The 13,362-nt window shown below is 54.3% G+C and carries 13 protein-coding genes; 11 read left to right on the top strand and 2 right to left on the bottom strand.

Annotated features, from left to right (window positions below; all coding sequences use genetic code 11):
* The first annotated feature begins 3 nt into the window (after window positions 1-3).
* Genes Q0O33_RS06405 through Q0O33_RS06365 form a run of 9 tightly spaced genes read left to right on the top strand, consistent with a single transcriptional unit; the run spans window position 4 to window position 9,387 of the window.
* Window positions 4-624 (top strand): NADH-quinone oxidoreductase subunit J, encoded by a 621-nt coding sequence (locus tag Q0O33_RS06405; RefSeq protein WP_295497436.1) that lies wholly within the window; start codon window positions 4-6, stop codon window positions 622-624.
* Window positions 621-926, top strand: a complete 306-nt coding sequence (nuoK, locus tag Q0O33_RS06400; protein WP_125230259.1) for an NADH-quinone oxidoreductase subunit NuoK — start codon at window positions 621-623, stop codon at window positions 924-926. Before Q0O33_RS06405 ends, nuoK begins: the two co-directional genes overlap by 4 nt.
* Before the next feature lie 6 nt (window positions 927-932).
* The gene (gene nuoL / locus Q0O33_RS06395) at window positions 933-2,963 is read left to right on the top strand and encodes an NADH-quinone oxidoreductase subunit L (protein ID WP_295497435.1); all 2,031 of its coding nucleotides are present in this window, start codon (window positions 933-935) and stop codon (window positions 2,961-2,963) included.
* Window positions 2,963-4,522 carry an NADH-quinone oxidoreductase subunit M gene (locus Q0O33_RS06390; RefSeq protein ID WP_295497434.1) on the top strand — a complete coding sequence of 520 codons (1,560 nt, stop codon included), beginning with the start codon at window positions 2,963-2,965 and terminating at the stop codon, window positions 4,520-4,522. The genes nuoL and Q0O33_RS06390 overlap by 1 nt, the downstream gene beginning before the upstream one ends.
* A 2-nt stretch (window positions 4,523-4,524) precedes the next feature.
* Window positions 4,525-5,967: an NADH-quinone oxidoreductase subunit NuoN gene (gene nuoN / locus Q0O33_RS06385; RefSeq protein WP_295497433.1), complete on the top strand. Its 1,443-nt coding sequence runs from the start codon at window positions 4,525-4,527 to the stop codon at window positions 5,965-5,967.
* Between the two features lie 5 nt (window positions 5,968-5,972).
* A complete protein-coding gene (locus tag Q0O33_RS06380; protein ID WP_295497490.1) occupies window positions 5,973-6,680 on the top strand; it encodes a biotin--[acetyl-CoA-carboxylase] ligase in 708 nt (235 codons plus the stop codon).
* A 12-nt stretch (window positions 6,681-6,692) separates the two neighbouring features.
* Window positions 6,693-7,478 carry a type III pantothenate kinase gene (locus Q0O33_RS06375; protein ID WP_295497432.1) on the top strand — a complete coding sequence of 262 codons (786 nt, stop codon included), beginning with the start codon at window positions 6,693-6,695 and terminating at the stop codon, window positions 7,476-7,478.
* The gene (locus tag Q0O33_RS06370) at window positions 7,475-9,118 is read left to right on the top strand and encodes a ribonuclease J (RefSeq protein ID WP_295497431.1); all 1,644 of its coding nucleotides are present in this window, start codon (window positions 7,475-7,477) and stop codon (window positions 9,116-9,118) included. Before Q0O33_RS06375 ends, Q0O33_RS06370 begins: the two co-directional genes overlap by 4 nt.
* On the top strand, window positions 9,115-9,387 hold the full coding sequence (locus tag Q0O33_RS06365; RefSeq protein ID WP_295497429.1) for a DUF1467 family protein: 273 nt from the start codon (window positions 9,115-9,117) through the stop codon (window positions 9,385-9,387). The genes Q0O33_RS06370 and Q0O33_RS06365 overlap by 4 nt, the downstream gene beginning before the upstream one ends.
* Window positions 9,388-9,399: 12 nt before the next feature.
* Here Q0O33_RS06365 and Q0O33_RS06360 read toward each other — a convergent pair whose 3' ends face one another.
* Entirely contained in the window at window positions 9,400-9,885 is a 486-nt protein-coding gene (locus Q0O33_RS06360; protein ID WP_295497427.1) for an RNA pyrophosphohydrolase, read from the bottom strand.
* Entirely contained in the window at window positions 9,882-10,841 is a 960-nt protein-coding gene (locus Q0O33_RS06355; RefSeq protein ID WP_295497425.1) for an alpha/beta hydrolase, read from the bottom strand. The genes Q0O33_RS06360 and Q0O33_RS06355 overlap by 4 nt, the downstream gene beginning before the upstream one ends.
* A gap of 148 nt (window positions 10,842-10,989) precedes the next feature.
* Between Q0O33_RS06355 and Q0O33_RS06350 the strand changes: the two genes are divergently transcribed.
* Together Q0O33_RS06350 and Q0O33_RS06345 are read left to right on the top strand one after the other, a co-directional pair.
* Window positions 10,990-11,949, top strand: a complete 960-nt coding sequence (locus Q0O33_RS06350) for a metal-dependent hydrolase (protein ID WP_295497423.1) — start codon at window positions 10,990-10,992, stop codon at window positions 11,947-11,949.
* Entirely contained in the window at window positions 11,946-13,343 is a 1,398-nt protein-coding gene (locus tag Q0O33_RS06345; RefSeq protein WP_295497421.1) for a deoxyribodipyrimidine photo-lyase, read from the top strand. The genes Q0O33_RS06350 and Q0O33_RS06345 overlap by 4 nt, the downstream gene beginning before the upstream one ends.
* Window positions 13,344-13,362 lie beyond the last annotated feature (19 nt).

Raw genomic sequence — 13,362 nt, 5'->3', positions numbered from 1 at the left:
ATCGTGATCCAACTTGTCTCTTTCTATATCTTCGCAACCATCGTCATCGCGTCTGCCGCGATGGTCATTTTTGCGCGCAATCCGGTGCACAGCGTACTGTGGTTGATTGTCGCCTTCTTCAACGCGGCAGGCCTTATGGTGCTAATAGGTGCAGAATTCATCGCGATGTTGCTGGTCATTGTCTATGTCGGCGCGGTCGCAGTGTTGTTCCTGTTCGTCGTTATGATGCTTGATATTGATTTTGCCGAATTACGTGCGGGTTTCGTCAAAAACGTACCGCTTGGTTTGTTGCTCGCGGTGGTTTTGGTGGCTGAATTGGTGTTGGGCATCGGCGCGTATCAGGCTGGTGCCGTGAAGCTTGGCACAGCAGAGGCTGGCGGTGCTACCATATCGGCGACGGTGCCTAATATCGAGGCCATTGGCGCCTTGCTGTATAGCAAATATGTGTTTTTGTTCGAAACGGCTGGCTTGATCCTGTTGGTCGCAATGGTTGGCGCAATCGTTCTGACGCATCGCCGCAGCCATGGTACGCGTGGCCAGAATATCAGCAGCCAGGTTCAACGCCGTCCGCAAGACGCGACGCGCAATGTTAATCAGCCCGTCGGGCAGGGGATTGAGCTGTGATTGGTATCGAACATTATCTAGTGGTTAGCAGCATATTGTTTGTGATGGGTGTGCTTGGCATTTTCCTGAATCGCAAGAATGTCATCATCATCCTGATGGCGATTGAGCTCATACTGCTTGCGGTGAACATCAATCTCGTCGCGTTCAGCGTTTTTTTAGGCGACTTGACTGGGCAAATTTTCGCCATGTTTGTGTTGACCGTGGCCGCAGGTGAGGCCGCGATTGGTCTTGCGATATTGGTTATCTATTTCCGCGGCCGTGGCACCATAGCCGTTGATGACGTCAACCGGATGAAGGGGTAACATCCAGTGACTGCAATCCATTTCATTGTTTTCCTGCCGCTTCTGGCTGCGCTTGTTGCGGGCCTGGGGCAGCGCTTTATTGGCGCTTTGGCGGCGAAGACGATTACAACCGCAGGCCTGTTTATTGCTGCATTCCTAAGCTGGCCGATTTTCATCGGTTTTCTGAACGGCAGTGAAACCGCTTATGTCCAACCCGTAATGACATGGGTGCAGTCGGGCGATCTGACTTTTGACTGGGAATTGCGTGTTGATGCGCTGACCGCGGTCATGCTTGTGGTCATCACCAGCGTTTCGGCGCTCGTCCATCTTTATAGCTGGGGCTATATGGAGGAAGATCCTGATCAGCCGCGCTTTTTTGCGTATCTATCGCTTTTTACCTTTGCGATGTTGATGTTGGTCACCGCCAACAATCTGGTGCAAATGTTCTTCGGATGGGAAGGCGTTGGCCTCGCGTCTTATTTGCTCATTGGTTTCTGGTACAAGAAACCCAGCGCGAACGCGGCAGCTATCAAGGCTTTTGTGGTCAACCGCGTCGGCGACCTCGGCTTCATGCTCGGCATTTTTGGCATATTCTGGTTGTTTGGTACCGTCTCGATTCCCGAAATTCTTGCTGCCGCACCGGATAAGGTCGGTTCAAGCATTGGCTTTTTGGGCCTTCGTGTGGATACGATGAGCTTGCTGTGCATATTGCTGTTTATTGGTGCGATGGGTAAATCGGCGCAGCTTGGCTTGCACACATGGTTGCCTGACGCGATGGAGGGGCCAACCCCCGTTTCGGCGCTGATCCATGCAGCGACCATGGTGACCGCTGGCGTGTTCATGGTGTGCCGTTTGTCGCCCTTTTTTGAAACCAGCCAATTTGCGCTCGATGTCGTTACGATCGTGGGCGCGACGACTGCGATTTTTGCCGCGACGGTTGGTCTTGTGCAGACCGATATCAAACGCGTCATCGCTTATTCCACCTGTTCGCAATTGGGCTATATGTTCTTTGCGGCAGGCACCGGCGCTTATGGCGCGGCGATGTTTCATCTGTTCACGCATGCATTTTTTAAGGCACTGCTGTTCTTGGGCGCGGGCTCAGTCATCCATGCCATGCATCATGAACAGGATATGCGTTATTATGGCGGCCTGCGGAAACATATCCCGCTGACATTTTGGGCGATGATGGCTGGCACGCTTGCGATTACCGGCGTTGGCATATTGGGCGTTGGCGGTTTTGCTGGTTTCTATTCCAAAGATGCGATTATCGAAGCCGCGTTCGCGAGTGAATCTACCTTCCATATGTACGGCTTCGGTATTGGCGTCCTCGCAGCGCTTCTGACGAGCTTCTACAGCTGGCGCCTAATGTTACTGACCTTTTTTGGAAAGCCGCGTTGGGAACAGTCGGAGCATATTCAACACGCGATGCACGATCATGATGATCATGACCATGACGCACATGGGCATGATCCGAAAAGTGACGGAACGGCGGGCTATCATCCACATGAAAGCCCATGGTCAATGCTGACGCCTTTGGCCTTGCTGACCATCGGTGCGGTTTTTGCAGGATTTGTGTTCCACAACGCGTTTATTGATGCAGAGGTCGGCGCGGCGTTTTGGGCAAACAGTACGCTCTATTTCAACACCCATTTGATGCATGCCATGCATGAAGTGCCGTTGTGGGTAAAATTGTCGTCTACGGCGGCTATGCTTATTGGTCTGACGACTGCCTATGTCATGTACCAGTTGTCGAAAGATGCACCACAGCGTTTGGCGACGACCTTTGCGCCAATTTACCGTTTCTTCCTGAACAAATGGTATTTTGACGAGCTCTATAACTTCTTGTTCGTGCGTACTGCATTCTGGTTCGGACGTCTGTTCTGGAAACAAGGTGATATCGGCATCATTGACCGTTTTGGGCCCAATGGTTCGGCGGCCTTGGTGTCCTTCGGTAGCAAATTGGCTGTACGGATGCAGTCGGGTTATCTTTACACATATGCGCTTGTGATGCTTCTTGGCTTAGTCATCGCGGTGAGCTGGATGATGGTGAGAGCATAATGAACGCCGCAGATATTCCTGTCCTTTCGATCATGTTGGCCATTCCGGTGGTCGCAGCGGCATTGTGCCTGTTTGTACGCGCAGAGCTTGCACGCATCATTGCGCTGTCGGCGACATTGTTGAACCTTGTTCTTGGTGTGTGGCTATGGATAAGCTACGATCCGGCGGGTGCGCAGTGGCAGTTTACCGAAAGCGCGACTTTGTTCGGGCCCATTGGCTGGCGGCTTGGCATTGACGGCATTTCGCTGACATTGATCATGCTGTCGGTATTCCTGATGCCCATTTGTATTGGTGCAAGCTGGACATCCATCCAGAAACGCGTCGGCGAGTATATGGCGGCGTTTTTGTTGATGGAAACGCTGATGATTGGTGTTTTCGCGGCGCAGGATTTGCTGCTGTTCTACATCTTCTTTGAAGCTGGCCTAATCCCAATGTATCTCATCATCGGCATCTGGGGTGGGCAGGACCGCATCTACGCGTCGTACAAATTTTTCCTCTATACCTTGCTTGGCTCGCTTGTGATGCTGATTGCGATGCTGTGGATGATCCAATTTGCGGGCACCGCTGATATCCCAACATTGCTGAACACAGATTTCCCTGCAGAAGCGCAGAAATGGCTGTGGTTTGCATTCTTCGCATCTTTTGCGGTGAAAATGCCTATGTGGCCCGTGCATACATGGTTGCCTGATGCCCACGTTCAGGCACCGACCGCAGGTTCCGTGATATTGGCAGGTGTGCTTCTGAAAATGGGAGGCTACGGCTTCTTGCGCTTCTCCTTGCCGATGTTCCCGGAGGCGAGCGCTGACTTCATTCCGTTGGTCTTTGGTCTGTCGATGGTCGCGGTGGTCTACACATCGCTTGTTGCCTTGGTGCAGCAGGATATGAAAAAGCTGATAGCCTATTCCTCGGTCGCGCATATGGCGATTGTGACCGTTGGCCTCTTCACCTTCAACCAACAAGGTATTGAAGGTGCGATCATTGTGATGTTGAGCCATGGCCTCGTTTCGGGCGCGCTCTTCTTGTGCGTGGGTGTCATCTACGACCGCCTGCATACGCGTGAGATTAGCCGTTATGGTGGCATCAGCGTCAATATGCCTAAATATGCCTTACTCTTTATGCTGTTTACCATGGCAAGCGTAGGCTTGCCTGGCACCAGCGGGTTTGTGGGTGAATTTTTGAGTCTTGCTGGCGCGTATAAGGTTTCCACTTGGGCCACATTCATTGCGACCACGGGGATTATATTGGGCGCTGGCTATATGCTGTATCTCTATCGCCGCATTGCATTTGGGCCGCAGGTCAATGCCGATGCCGCTGCGATGTCGGACATCAATGGCCGTGAAATGTGGCTTCTCGCGCCTATTGCTGTCGTGGTGTTGTGGATGGGCGTATATCCTGAGACATTCCTGGCACCCATTCGCCGCGACGTGGCAACGATTGTCGCGCGCATTGAACGCGCTGCCCCTGTGGGCGACAGCAAGCTGAAATTAGTCGACCCAACCACCGCGCGGTATCGCGTTGTGCATAGTCCGGAAAAAAATATGGCTGAGGGGAGCCATTGATAATGGAACTGAACGCTTCTCTCTCTCTGGTTCGTCCGGAAATCATTTTGAGCTTCTCTGCGCTCGCTTTGCTGCTTTTGGCTGCTTGGCGTGAGCAGGCCGGGCGCTTAATCAGCATATTGGCCGTTGCTGCACTCAGTGCCGCCGGGGCATTCGTCATCAACTTTATGATGAAAGGCACCAATCTATCCGCTTTTGATGGTCTTTTGGTCAATGATGCATTCGGCAATTTCTCCAAGATACTGATCTTCATCGCGGCGACGATCTCGCTGATGATTGCGCCACGCTTCTTGGAAAATGCGGGTGCCATGCGCGCCGAATATCCGGTGCTTATCCTCTTGTCCTGCATCGGCATGGGCGTGATGGTGTCGGCAACCGACCTAATTTCTCTCTATATTGGTTTAGAGCTGCAGAGCTTGTCCGCTTATGTCCTTGCAAGTTTTGTGCGCTCCGACGGGCGTTCAGCCGAAGCCGGGCTTAAATATTTCGTCCTTGGTGCGCTGGCCAGCGGCATGCTGTTATTCGGTGCGTCGTTGGTCTATGGCTTTGCTGGATCCACAAGTTTTGCGGCAATTGGCGCGGCTATGGATGCGGAAGTCGGCCTTGGCCTAATCTTCGGTATTGTGTTCATCCTCTCGGGTCTGGCCTTCAAAATTAGCGCAGCGCCCTTCCACATGTGGACGCCGGATGTTTATGAAGGTGCGCCGACACCCGTCACTGCATTCTTCGCAAGCGCGCCAAAGGTTGCTGCGATTGCGTTGACGATCCGTATCGTGCTTGAGGCATTTGGCTCGCAAATATTGGTATGGCAGCAAATCATTATCGCGGTTGCATTGATGTCGATCATCATCGGTGCAGTAGGCGCTATTGGTCAGCAAAATCTGAAACGCCTAATGGCGTATAGCTCGATCAACAATGTTGGCTTCATTCTGATCGGCCTTGCCACCGGAACGGAGCAGGGCATTTCTGCCATGCTGGTGTATTTGGTCATCTATGTTGCCATGACCTTAGGCAGCTTTGTCTGCCTAATGCAGTTGAAGGATAAGGATGGCGGCTATCGCGAAGAATTTGCTGATATCGCTGGTCTGTCCAAGACGCGTCCTGCGCTGGCCGCTGCTTTGTTGATTTTCATGCTCAGCCTTGCCGGTATTCCACCATTGTTCGGTTTCTGGGGCAAGCTCGTGGTGTTTAACGCCGCAGTGGCTGCCGGGCTTTTGCCTCTCGCCGTCATCGGCATCACAGCATCAGTGATTGGTACATTTTATTATCTGAAGGTCGTCAAGGTCATGTATTTTGATGATGCGGCAGATGTCATTGTCGAGAACGACGATAAGGTTCTCGCCTGGACCGGCGGCGTGCTGGCCGCAGCGAACTCGCCATTGGGCTATTTTGCGATACCTGCGCTTGGCATTTGGACAGCTTATGCCGCGAGGGCGCTCTTCTGACACCCATTTTTGAAGAAGTCGCGCTCACCGGTTCAACGAACGCGGATCTCTTATTGCGGGCGGCACAAGGCGCACCGGAGGGGCTATGGCTTCGCGCCGATGCGCAAGATGGCGGGCGTGGGCGACTTGGCCGCAGTTGGGAAAGCCCAAAGGGTAATCTGTTTGCTAGCACGATTGTCCGTTTGCGCGATACAGACCCTTCGCCCGCTGGTCTCGCTTTTGTAACTGCCGTGGCCGCATATGATGCCGTTCGACATATGGCGCCCCAAGTCGATATCCGCCTCAAATGGCCCAATGACATATTGGCGCATGATGGTTCAAAATTATGCGGCATATTGTTGGAGCGCGCAGCGGATGCCGTTGTTGTGGGCATTGGTCTTAACCTCGTCTGGCACCCGCACAATCTGGACCGGAAGGTGTCTGACCTTTTTACGCTTGGCGCAGCGCCGCCCGATGCGCAAACGGCAGTGGAGGTCGTGGCCGAGGCTTTCGCCCGCTATCTTAATGTCTGGCGGCTGTCGGGTTTGGGCACCATCGTCCGGCATTGGGACGCGCACGCCCATCCACGCGGCACAGCCTTGTCGGCCAAACTACCTGATGGTGAGGAAGTGAACGGTCTGTACACTGGTCTTGATGATGATGGTGCGTTGCGGCTTCGCTTGGCGGATGGTTCAATTCGTGCCATTCACGCTGCCGATGTTTTTCTAATTTAGCAGGGGTGGGCTATGCTGCTCGCGATTGATACAGGTAATAGCAATGTAAAATTTGCATTGGTGAATGACGCTGGCGAAATATTGCAACGATGGCGCATTGCGACCGATGCGCGGCGCACCGCCGATGAATATGCGGTATGGTTGGACCAATTGATTCAGATGGCCGGCTTTCGCCGCAATGATATCAAAGCGGTCATTATTGCCACGGTCGTTCCGCGCGCTTTGCACAATTTGCAGTTGCTCGCGACACGCTATTTTGGAACTGAGTCGCTAGTTGCGGGGCGCGGAAGCGTTGGTTGGGGTATTCCATTACGTGTGGCAGAACCGCACGCCGTTGGCGCGGATCGCGCGGTGAATGCTATTGCCGCGCAGTCCTTGGCCGAAGGGCACAAGGTCGTCATCAGCTTTGGCACAGCAACAACCTTTGATTATATTGGGCCAGATGGTTCCTATCGGGGGGGCAGCATCGCGCCGGGCGTTAACCTGTCGCTCGATGCATTATATGCCGCAGCCGCCATGTTGCCGCGAATTGCAATCGAACCACCGCCAAATGAAAGCGTTATTGGCACAACGACTGTTGGACAAATGCAGATTGGCATCTATTGGGGCTATGTAGCGATGATCGAAGGGATCCTCGCACGAATGAAAGCTGAAATTGGCGAACCGGTGTCGGTCATTGCGACCGGTGGTTTGGCCATCTTATTTCAGCAACATGGCCATTTATTTGACCGGGTAGAGCCCGATTTGACGCTGCGGGGGCTGGCGCATTTATACAGGAATAGAGACATTAACTCATGACGACCCCAAAAAATGAACTGCTTTTCCTTGCCCTTGGTGGGTCCAACGAAATCGGAATGAACGTCAATTTATACGGTTGTCAGGGCAAATGGGTGATGGTTGACTTGGGCCTGACATTTGCGAACTCGGAATATCCAGGAATTGACCTTGTCCTGCCGGATCTGGAATTTATTGAAAAGCGCAAGGATGATTTGCTGGGCATCGTTCTGACCCATGGCCATGAAGATCATATTGGCGCCGTAGCCTATTTTGCCGCCGATTTGGGCGTGCCATTGTATGCCACACCCTTTACGGCGACCCTCATCCGGGGCAAGCTGGAAGAAGAAGGCATCGCCGACATTGTAGAGTTGAACGTAATCCCGATGGAAGGTGCGTTTTCCTTGGGGCCGTTCGACTTCAAATTCGTCACCTTAGCGCATTCTATCCTTGAGATGAGTGCCTGCCTCATCACAACACCTTACGGAAAGATTTTCCACACGGGTGACTGGAAACTGGACCCTAGCCCTGTATTGGGCACACCATCGACCCAAGAAACTCTGACTGCGATTGGCGACAGCAAAGTGTTGGCGATGGTGTGTGACTCTACCAACGTGTTCAATCCAGAAACCAGCGGTAGCGAAGGCAGCGTGAAGGATGATCTGCTCAAGTCCGTGAAGGCTGCCAAGGGCAGGGTCGTTGTCACAACCTTTGCCTCCAACGCAGCGCGGTTGCAGACCTTAAGTGAGGTCGCGCGCGAAAGCGGTCGCACCTTATGTTTTGCAGGGCGCTCGCTCCACAGGATTATTGAAGCCGCGCAGGCCAATGGCTATTTGAAAGATATGCCAAAGACGGTGAATATGGAGAGCGTTGATAGCCTCCCACGTCACGACGTTATCGTGGTTGCCACTGGCGGGCAGGGTGAAGCGCGTGCGGCTTTGGCGCGCATATCCGAGGGTAATCACCCAGTAAAGCTGGAAGCAGGCGACACGGTTATTTTCTCGTCGAAGCAGATACCGGGTAATGAAATCGCTATTGGCGTGATCATGAACAAGCTTGCCGAACGGAACATCCTGACGGTTACCGAAAAGCAAGCGCATGTGCATGTGTCCGGCCATCCGGGGCAACCGGAACTTGCCGCGCTCTATAATTGGATCCGGCCCGAAATTCTTATTCCCGTGCATGGCGAGCGCCGGCACATGGCGGAACAGGCGCGGTTTGCGCGTGCTCACGGTGTGCCAAAGGCCGTAGTGCAGTCTAACGGCGACGTCGTGCGCCTTGCGCCTGGAGAGCCAAAAATCATTGGCAAGGAACGCACTGGCCGTTTGATCCTTGATGGAGATACCATTATCGCGGCCGATGGTGCCACGTTGAACGAACGCCGCCGCCTGTCATGGTACGGCCTGATTTCGGTCGCCTTCGCGCTGGATGCCAAAGACCGGATGCTAGGCAATCCGGAGATCCGGTTGCATGGTGTGCCGATTGAGGAAGATCTTGATGATTTTCTGGAAGAAGCCACTGCCGCTGCTGTGAAAGCCGTGAAGGACCATCGTGGTGAATATGACAAGTTGCGCGAAACTGTGCGTTTGGCTGTGCGCCGTGTGGCAGTAAGCTGGACGGGTAAGAAACCAATTGTGGATGTTTTGATAGTGGAGACCGCATGACCTGGACCTCGATTATTGCCATTTATTTGCTATTTTGGGTAATGACCGCTTTCGTCATTTTGCCCATTGGCGTGCGCACGCATGAAGAACTTGGACTTCCAAAGACGCCCGGCCAAGCGGACAGTGCGCCAGGAAATTTTCAGCCCCGGAAAATATTGCTGCGAACGACGCTGCTCTCGGCTGCTTTGTTTGCTCTATTTTATGCCAATTATAGCTTTGATTGGATAAACCGTGACACTTTTGATGGGTTGTTTAACCCACCCGTTTAAACCCTAGGCCGTTTATATCAGGTCGGAAAATTCAGCGACAATATTCTCATATAGCCGCTTTTTAAAAGGCACGATAAGTTGCGGTAAACGGGGGGCATCCACCCATTGCCAGCGATTGAATTCCTGATGCTCAGTTTCAATATTGATGTCGGCATCGGTGCCTTTGAAACGCATCAAAAACCAGATTTGCCGCTGTCCGCGATATTTGCCTTTCCAGATCCGCCCAATCATGTCTTCGGGTAAATCATAAAAATGTTCTTCTTTGCTGCGGGCGAGAATGTCTACCAAGTCCGCGCGGACGCCGGTTTCTTCGAACAATTCGCGTAACGCTGCGGCCTCGGCCTCTTCGCCATCGTCAATACCGCCCTGCGGCATCTGCCATGCGTCGGTTCCATTGGGCTCGTCCATGCGTTGCCCCACGAATATTTTGCCTTGCATATTGGCAAGCATGATGCCCGCGCAAGGGCGGTAAGGCAGATCTTCAAAAATAGCGGTCATGCCGCAGGCGTTACTTCAGCGAGCATGATTTTCAAAGCCCTGATATAGCCCTCAACATCCGTTTGAACCGAAGGAATGGCTTGGCGAATGTTGATATGGCCGTGAATATTGCCATCGACGCTGATGTGCTGAACATGAACGCCGGCCTGTTTAAGCTTTTCCACATAAGCAAGACCCTGATCGCGCAAAGGGTCTAGGCTGGCGGTAGTCACAAGGCTGGGCGGCATGCCTTCTTGGGGGAAGTTTAGTGGTTCCGAGCGATAGTCACCCGCAACCGCTGCATGGCCTTCGCCGAAATAGGCCATGGCTTCTTCCGTCAGCAAATAGCCATTGGCAAAATCGCGCATGCTTGGCCAATCGGGGTCAAGCGTGACGACCGGGTAAATGGGAAACTGCACCAGCACGGGAACAGCTGCGGGCTTATCGCGCAGGGCCATGCTTGTCACAATCGTCAGGTTGCCGCCCGCGCTATCGCCCGACGTGATGAGGCCGGTAACCTTTAGGCCCAATTCGGCAGGGCTTGACGCGATCCAGCGCGTTGCAGCTTCGCAATCTTCCGCAGGGGCGGGGAAGGGATGTTCCGGCGATAGACGGTAATCGATGGAAATGACGGGCAGGTCGAGCAAACGCGCGACTTCGGCGCAATAAGGCTCGTAAGTATATAGGCTGCCAATCACGAAGCCGCCGCCATGGTAAAACACCATGACCGGGCCAGGGCCACGATCGGCGCGGCTGTCATAAACCCGTGCGGGGATGGTTCCTGCGGGGCCGGGAATGTTGATATCGCGGATTACTGCAAGTTCACCCACGGGCGCATCGGCGACATCGCGCATCGCCGACGTGATCGCGCGCGCTTCATCTGCGGAAACCTCCCAAAATTTAGGACCGGGAACCGCATTTAGAAATTGCAGGAATAAGGCCACATCGGGGCGCACAAAGGGTGTCGTTTCAGTCATCGCATTCTCCATATGGGCCGCGTGATAGGGCGGTGCGCCGTGCAGGTCCAGCATATTGGGTCACAAGGCCTCACCTCGGCACGAAGAAAATCAGCATAGCGATAACGCCGTATTGCCATTCCGGCACCATTCCGCCAGCAACGCGCACATGGATAATCTCACTCATAGCCTCGTCGGCGCGCTGATAGGTCAGGCGGGCTTAAAGCGAAAAACTGGCCTTGCGATGCCAACGCTTATTATCGCGGCGAACATCCCTGATATTGACGCCGTGGCAACATTGCTGGGCGGGCAACAGCATCTCGCTTTGCGGCGTGGGTTGACGCATGGGCCGATTGCAATGCTGGTCCTGCCGTTGATGCTGTGGGGCATCATGCTGTGGTTTGACCACTGGCAGACCCAGCGTGGGAAACGACCGGAAAAGCGGCTGCCTGTGCATAAGGGTTGGTTGCTCACCTTGGCCTATATCGGTTGCCTAAGCCACCCCCTGTTTGATTGGTTCAACAGCTATGGCATCCGCTTGTTAGAACCCTTTTCCAGCCAGTGGTTCTACGGCGACACCTTGTTCATTATCGATATTTGGTTGTGGGCTGCGTTGATCGCGGGCGTTTGGATTTCACGGCGGCGTGAGCGGCACGGTACAAGCTGGCGCGCGCCCGCTTTGGTGAGCTTCGCTGCAATTGGCGCGTACATCTTGGCCAATGGCCTGATTACGGGGCGTGCGGAGCAATTGACGACGGAGGCCGTGCGGCAGAAGCATGACATTGTCCCCACCCTCATTGTGGCAAACCCCGTTCCTCTCCAATTTTGGAAGCGTGAGATGCTATGGCGCAACGACAGGCTTTATGGGCAGGGCATCTATACCGCCTTCAGCACCGTTCGCGTCGATGACACTGTGCGCGCGCATTATATGGGCGTGGACGATAAAAAGGCGTTTGCGGCAAATGTGACTGCGCAATCGCCATTCTTATTCTGGGCACGTATGCCCGTGGCCCAGATTATCGCTGAGAACGACAAAAAGGTGTTAAAAATTTCCGACCAACGCTTTGTCGACCCGATGGTCGGCGACCGCTTTTCTGAGACTTTTCCGATCGGAGATGACGACAAATGACCGCGCCTGTGATACTCTGGTTCCGCCGCGATTTACGCCTATCGGATCAGCCCGCATTGGCCGCCGCGGTCGCGAGCGGCGCACCAGTCATTCCGGTCTACATTCTCGACGACGACACGCCAAAACATCGCAAGATGGGGGCTGCATCGCGTTGGTGGCTGCACCATAGCCTGACGGCGCTGGATGCGGATTTGCGGGCGCTTGGATCAAAGCTCATCCTGCGTGCGGGCAAATCTGACGCGATTCTGGGCGCGTTGGCCGCAGAGACCAAGGCTTCGGCTGTGCATTGCATACGGCATTATGAGCCGTGGTGGCGCAATGCCGAAAAAGCGGTCGTGAACGGACTAAGCGAAGGCACGGCGTTTGTGTGCCATGACGGCAATTATCTGCTTCCCGCCGGCAGCGTGACCACCGGTAGCGGCGGGCAGTATAAGATTTACACGCCGTTCATGCGGGCTTTGTGGCAGCATATGCCGCCGCCCGCTCCGCATCCTGCACCGACACAAATCCCAGCGCCAGACAGTTGGCCGGAAAGCGATAGCCTGTCCGGCTGGAACTTGCTGCCGACGAAGCCCGATTGGTCGGGTGGCATGTCCGAAATGTGGACGCCGGGCGAGGCGGGCGCGCAAGATCGGCTCGCAGCATTTGTGGATAAGGCGAAATTCTATGACGAGAGACGCAACCTGCCGTCGGTAGAAGGCTCCTCCTTTCTGTCCCCGCATTTGCACTTTGGCGAGATTTCGCCTGCGGCTTGCTGGCATGCAACCATGGATCAGGGCGGATCGGTGGATGTATTCCTGAAAGAACTGGTCTGGCGGGATTATGCGCAGAATGTCATTGTCCAAATGCCGGAATATGGCGCAAAAAATGCGCGCGAGGCTTTCGATAACCTCCCTTGGCGTGACCTGTCCGATCCGGCGGTTCGGGCCGACTTTGTTGCGTGGACCAAGGGACAGACCGGTTATCCCATTGTCGATGCCGGTATGCGGCAATTATGGGCGACGGGGTGGATGCACAACCGCGTGCGCATGATAACGGCGTCGTTCCTGGTCAAACATCTGCTGATTGACTGGCGCGAAGGCGAGAAATGGTTTTGGGATACGTTGGTCGATGCCGATTATGGCAGCAACGCGGTCAATTGGCAGTGGACCGCTGGCACGGGTGTCGACAGCAATATGTTCGTGCGTATCATGGCGCCCTTGTCGCAATCGGAGAAATTCGATGCCGCGCGTTACATCCGTGAATGGGTACCCGAATTGGCGGCATTGCAGGCGCCCTATATCCACGATCCCGATGAATATGGCGCGCGTCCGAAGGACTATCCACGCAAGATTATGGGACACAAAGCAGCGCGTGAACGCGCGTTAAAGGCGCATGAGGTGGTGAAGGGGTAGGGTGGGGACAAACCCCCGC

The sequence above is a fragment of the Sphingorhabdus sp. EL138 genome (assembly GCF_945862485.1).
In the GTDB taxonomy this organism is placed as follows: Bacteria; Pseudomonadota; Alphaproteobacteria; order Sphingomonadales; family Sphingomonadaceae; genus Sphingorhabdus_B.
This window is presented reverse-complemented; position numbering and strand designations above follow the sequence as displayed.

Excerpts from the sequence above, each read along its gene's own strand:
- Q0O33_RS06390 (WP_295497434.1), top strand. The coding sequence starts at position 2,963 with ATGAACGCCGCAGATATTCCTGTCCTTTCGATCATGTTGGCCATTCCG.
- nuoN (WP_295497433.1), top strand. The coding sequence starts at position 4,525 with ATGGAACTGAACGCTTCTCTCTCTCTGGTTCGTCCGGAAATCATTTTG.
- Q0O33_RS06375 (WP_295497432.1), top strand. The coding sequence starts at position 6,693 with ATGCTGCTCGCGATTGATACAGGTAATAGCAATGTAAAATTTGCATTG.
- Q0O33_RS06370 (WP_295497431.1), top strand. The coding sequence starts at position 7,475 with ATGACGACCCCAAAAAATGAACTGCTTTTCCTTGCCCTTGGTGGGTCC.
- Q0O33_RS06365 (WP_295497429.1), top strand. The coding sequence starts at position 9,115 with ATGACCTGGACCTCGATTATTGCCATTTATTTGCTATTTTGGGTAATG.
- Q0O33_RS06360 (WP_295497427.1), bottom strand. The coding sequence starts at position 9,885 with ATGACCGCTATTTTTGAAGATCTGCCTTACCGCCCTTGCGCGGGCATC.
- Q0O33_RS06355 (WP_295497425.1), bottom strand. The coding sequence starts at position 10,841 with ATGACTGAAACGACACCCTTTGTGCGCCCCGATGTGGCCTTATTCCTG.
- Q0O33_RS06350 (WP_295497423.1), top strand. The coding sequence starts at position 10,990 with ATGGATAATCTCACTCATAGCCTCGTCGGCGCGCTGATAGGTCAGGCG.
- Q0O33_RS06345 (WP_295497421.1), top strand. The coding sequence starts at position 11,946 with ATGACCGCGCCTGTGATACTCTGGTTCCGCCGCGATTTACGCCTATCG.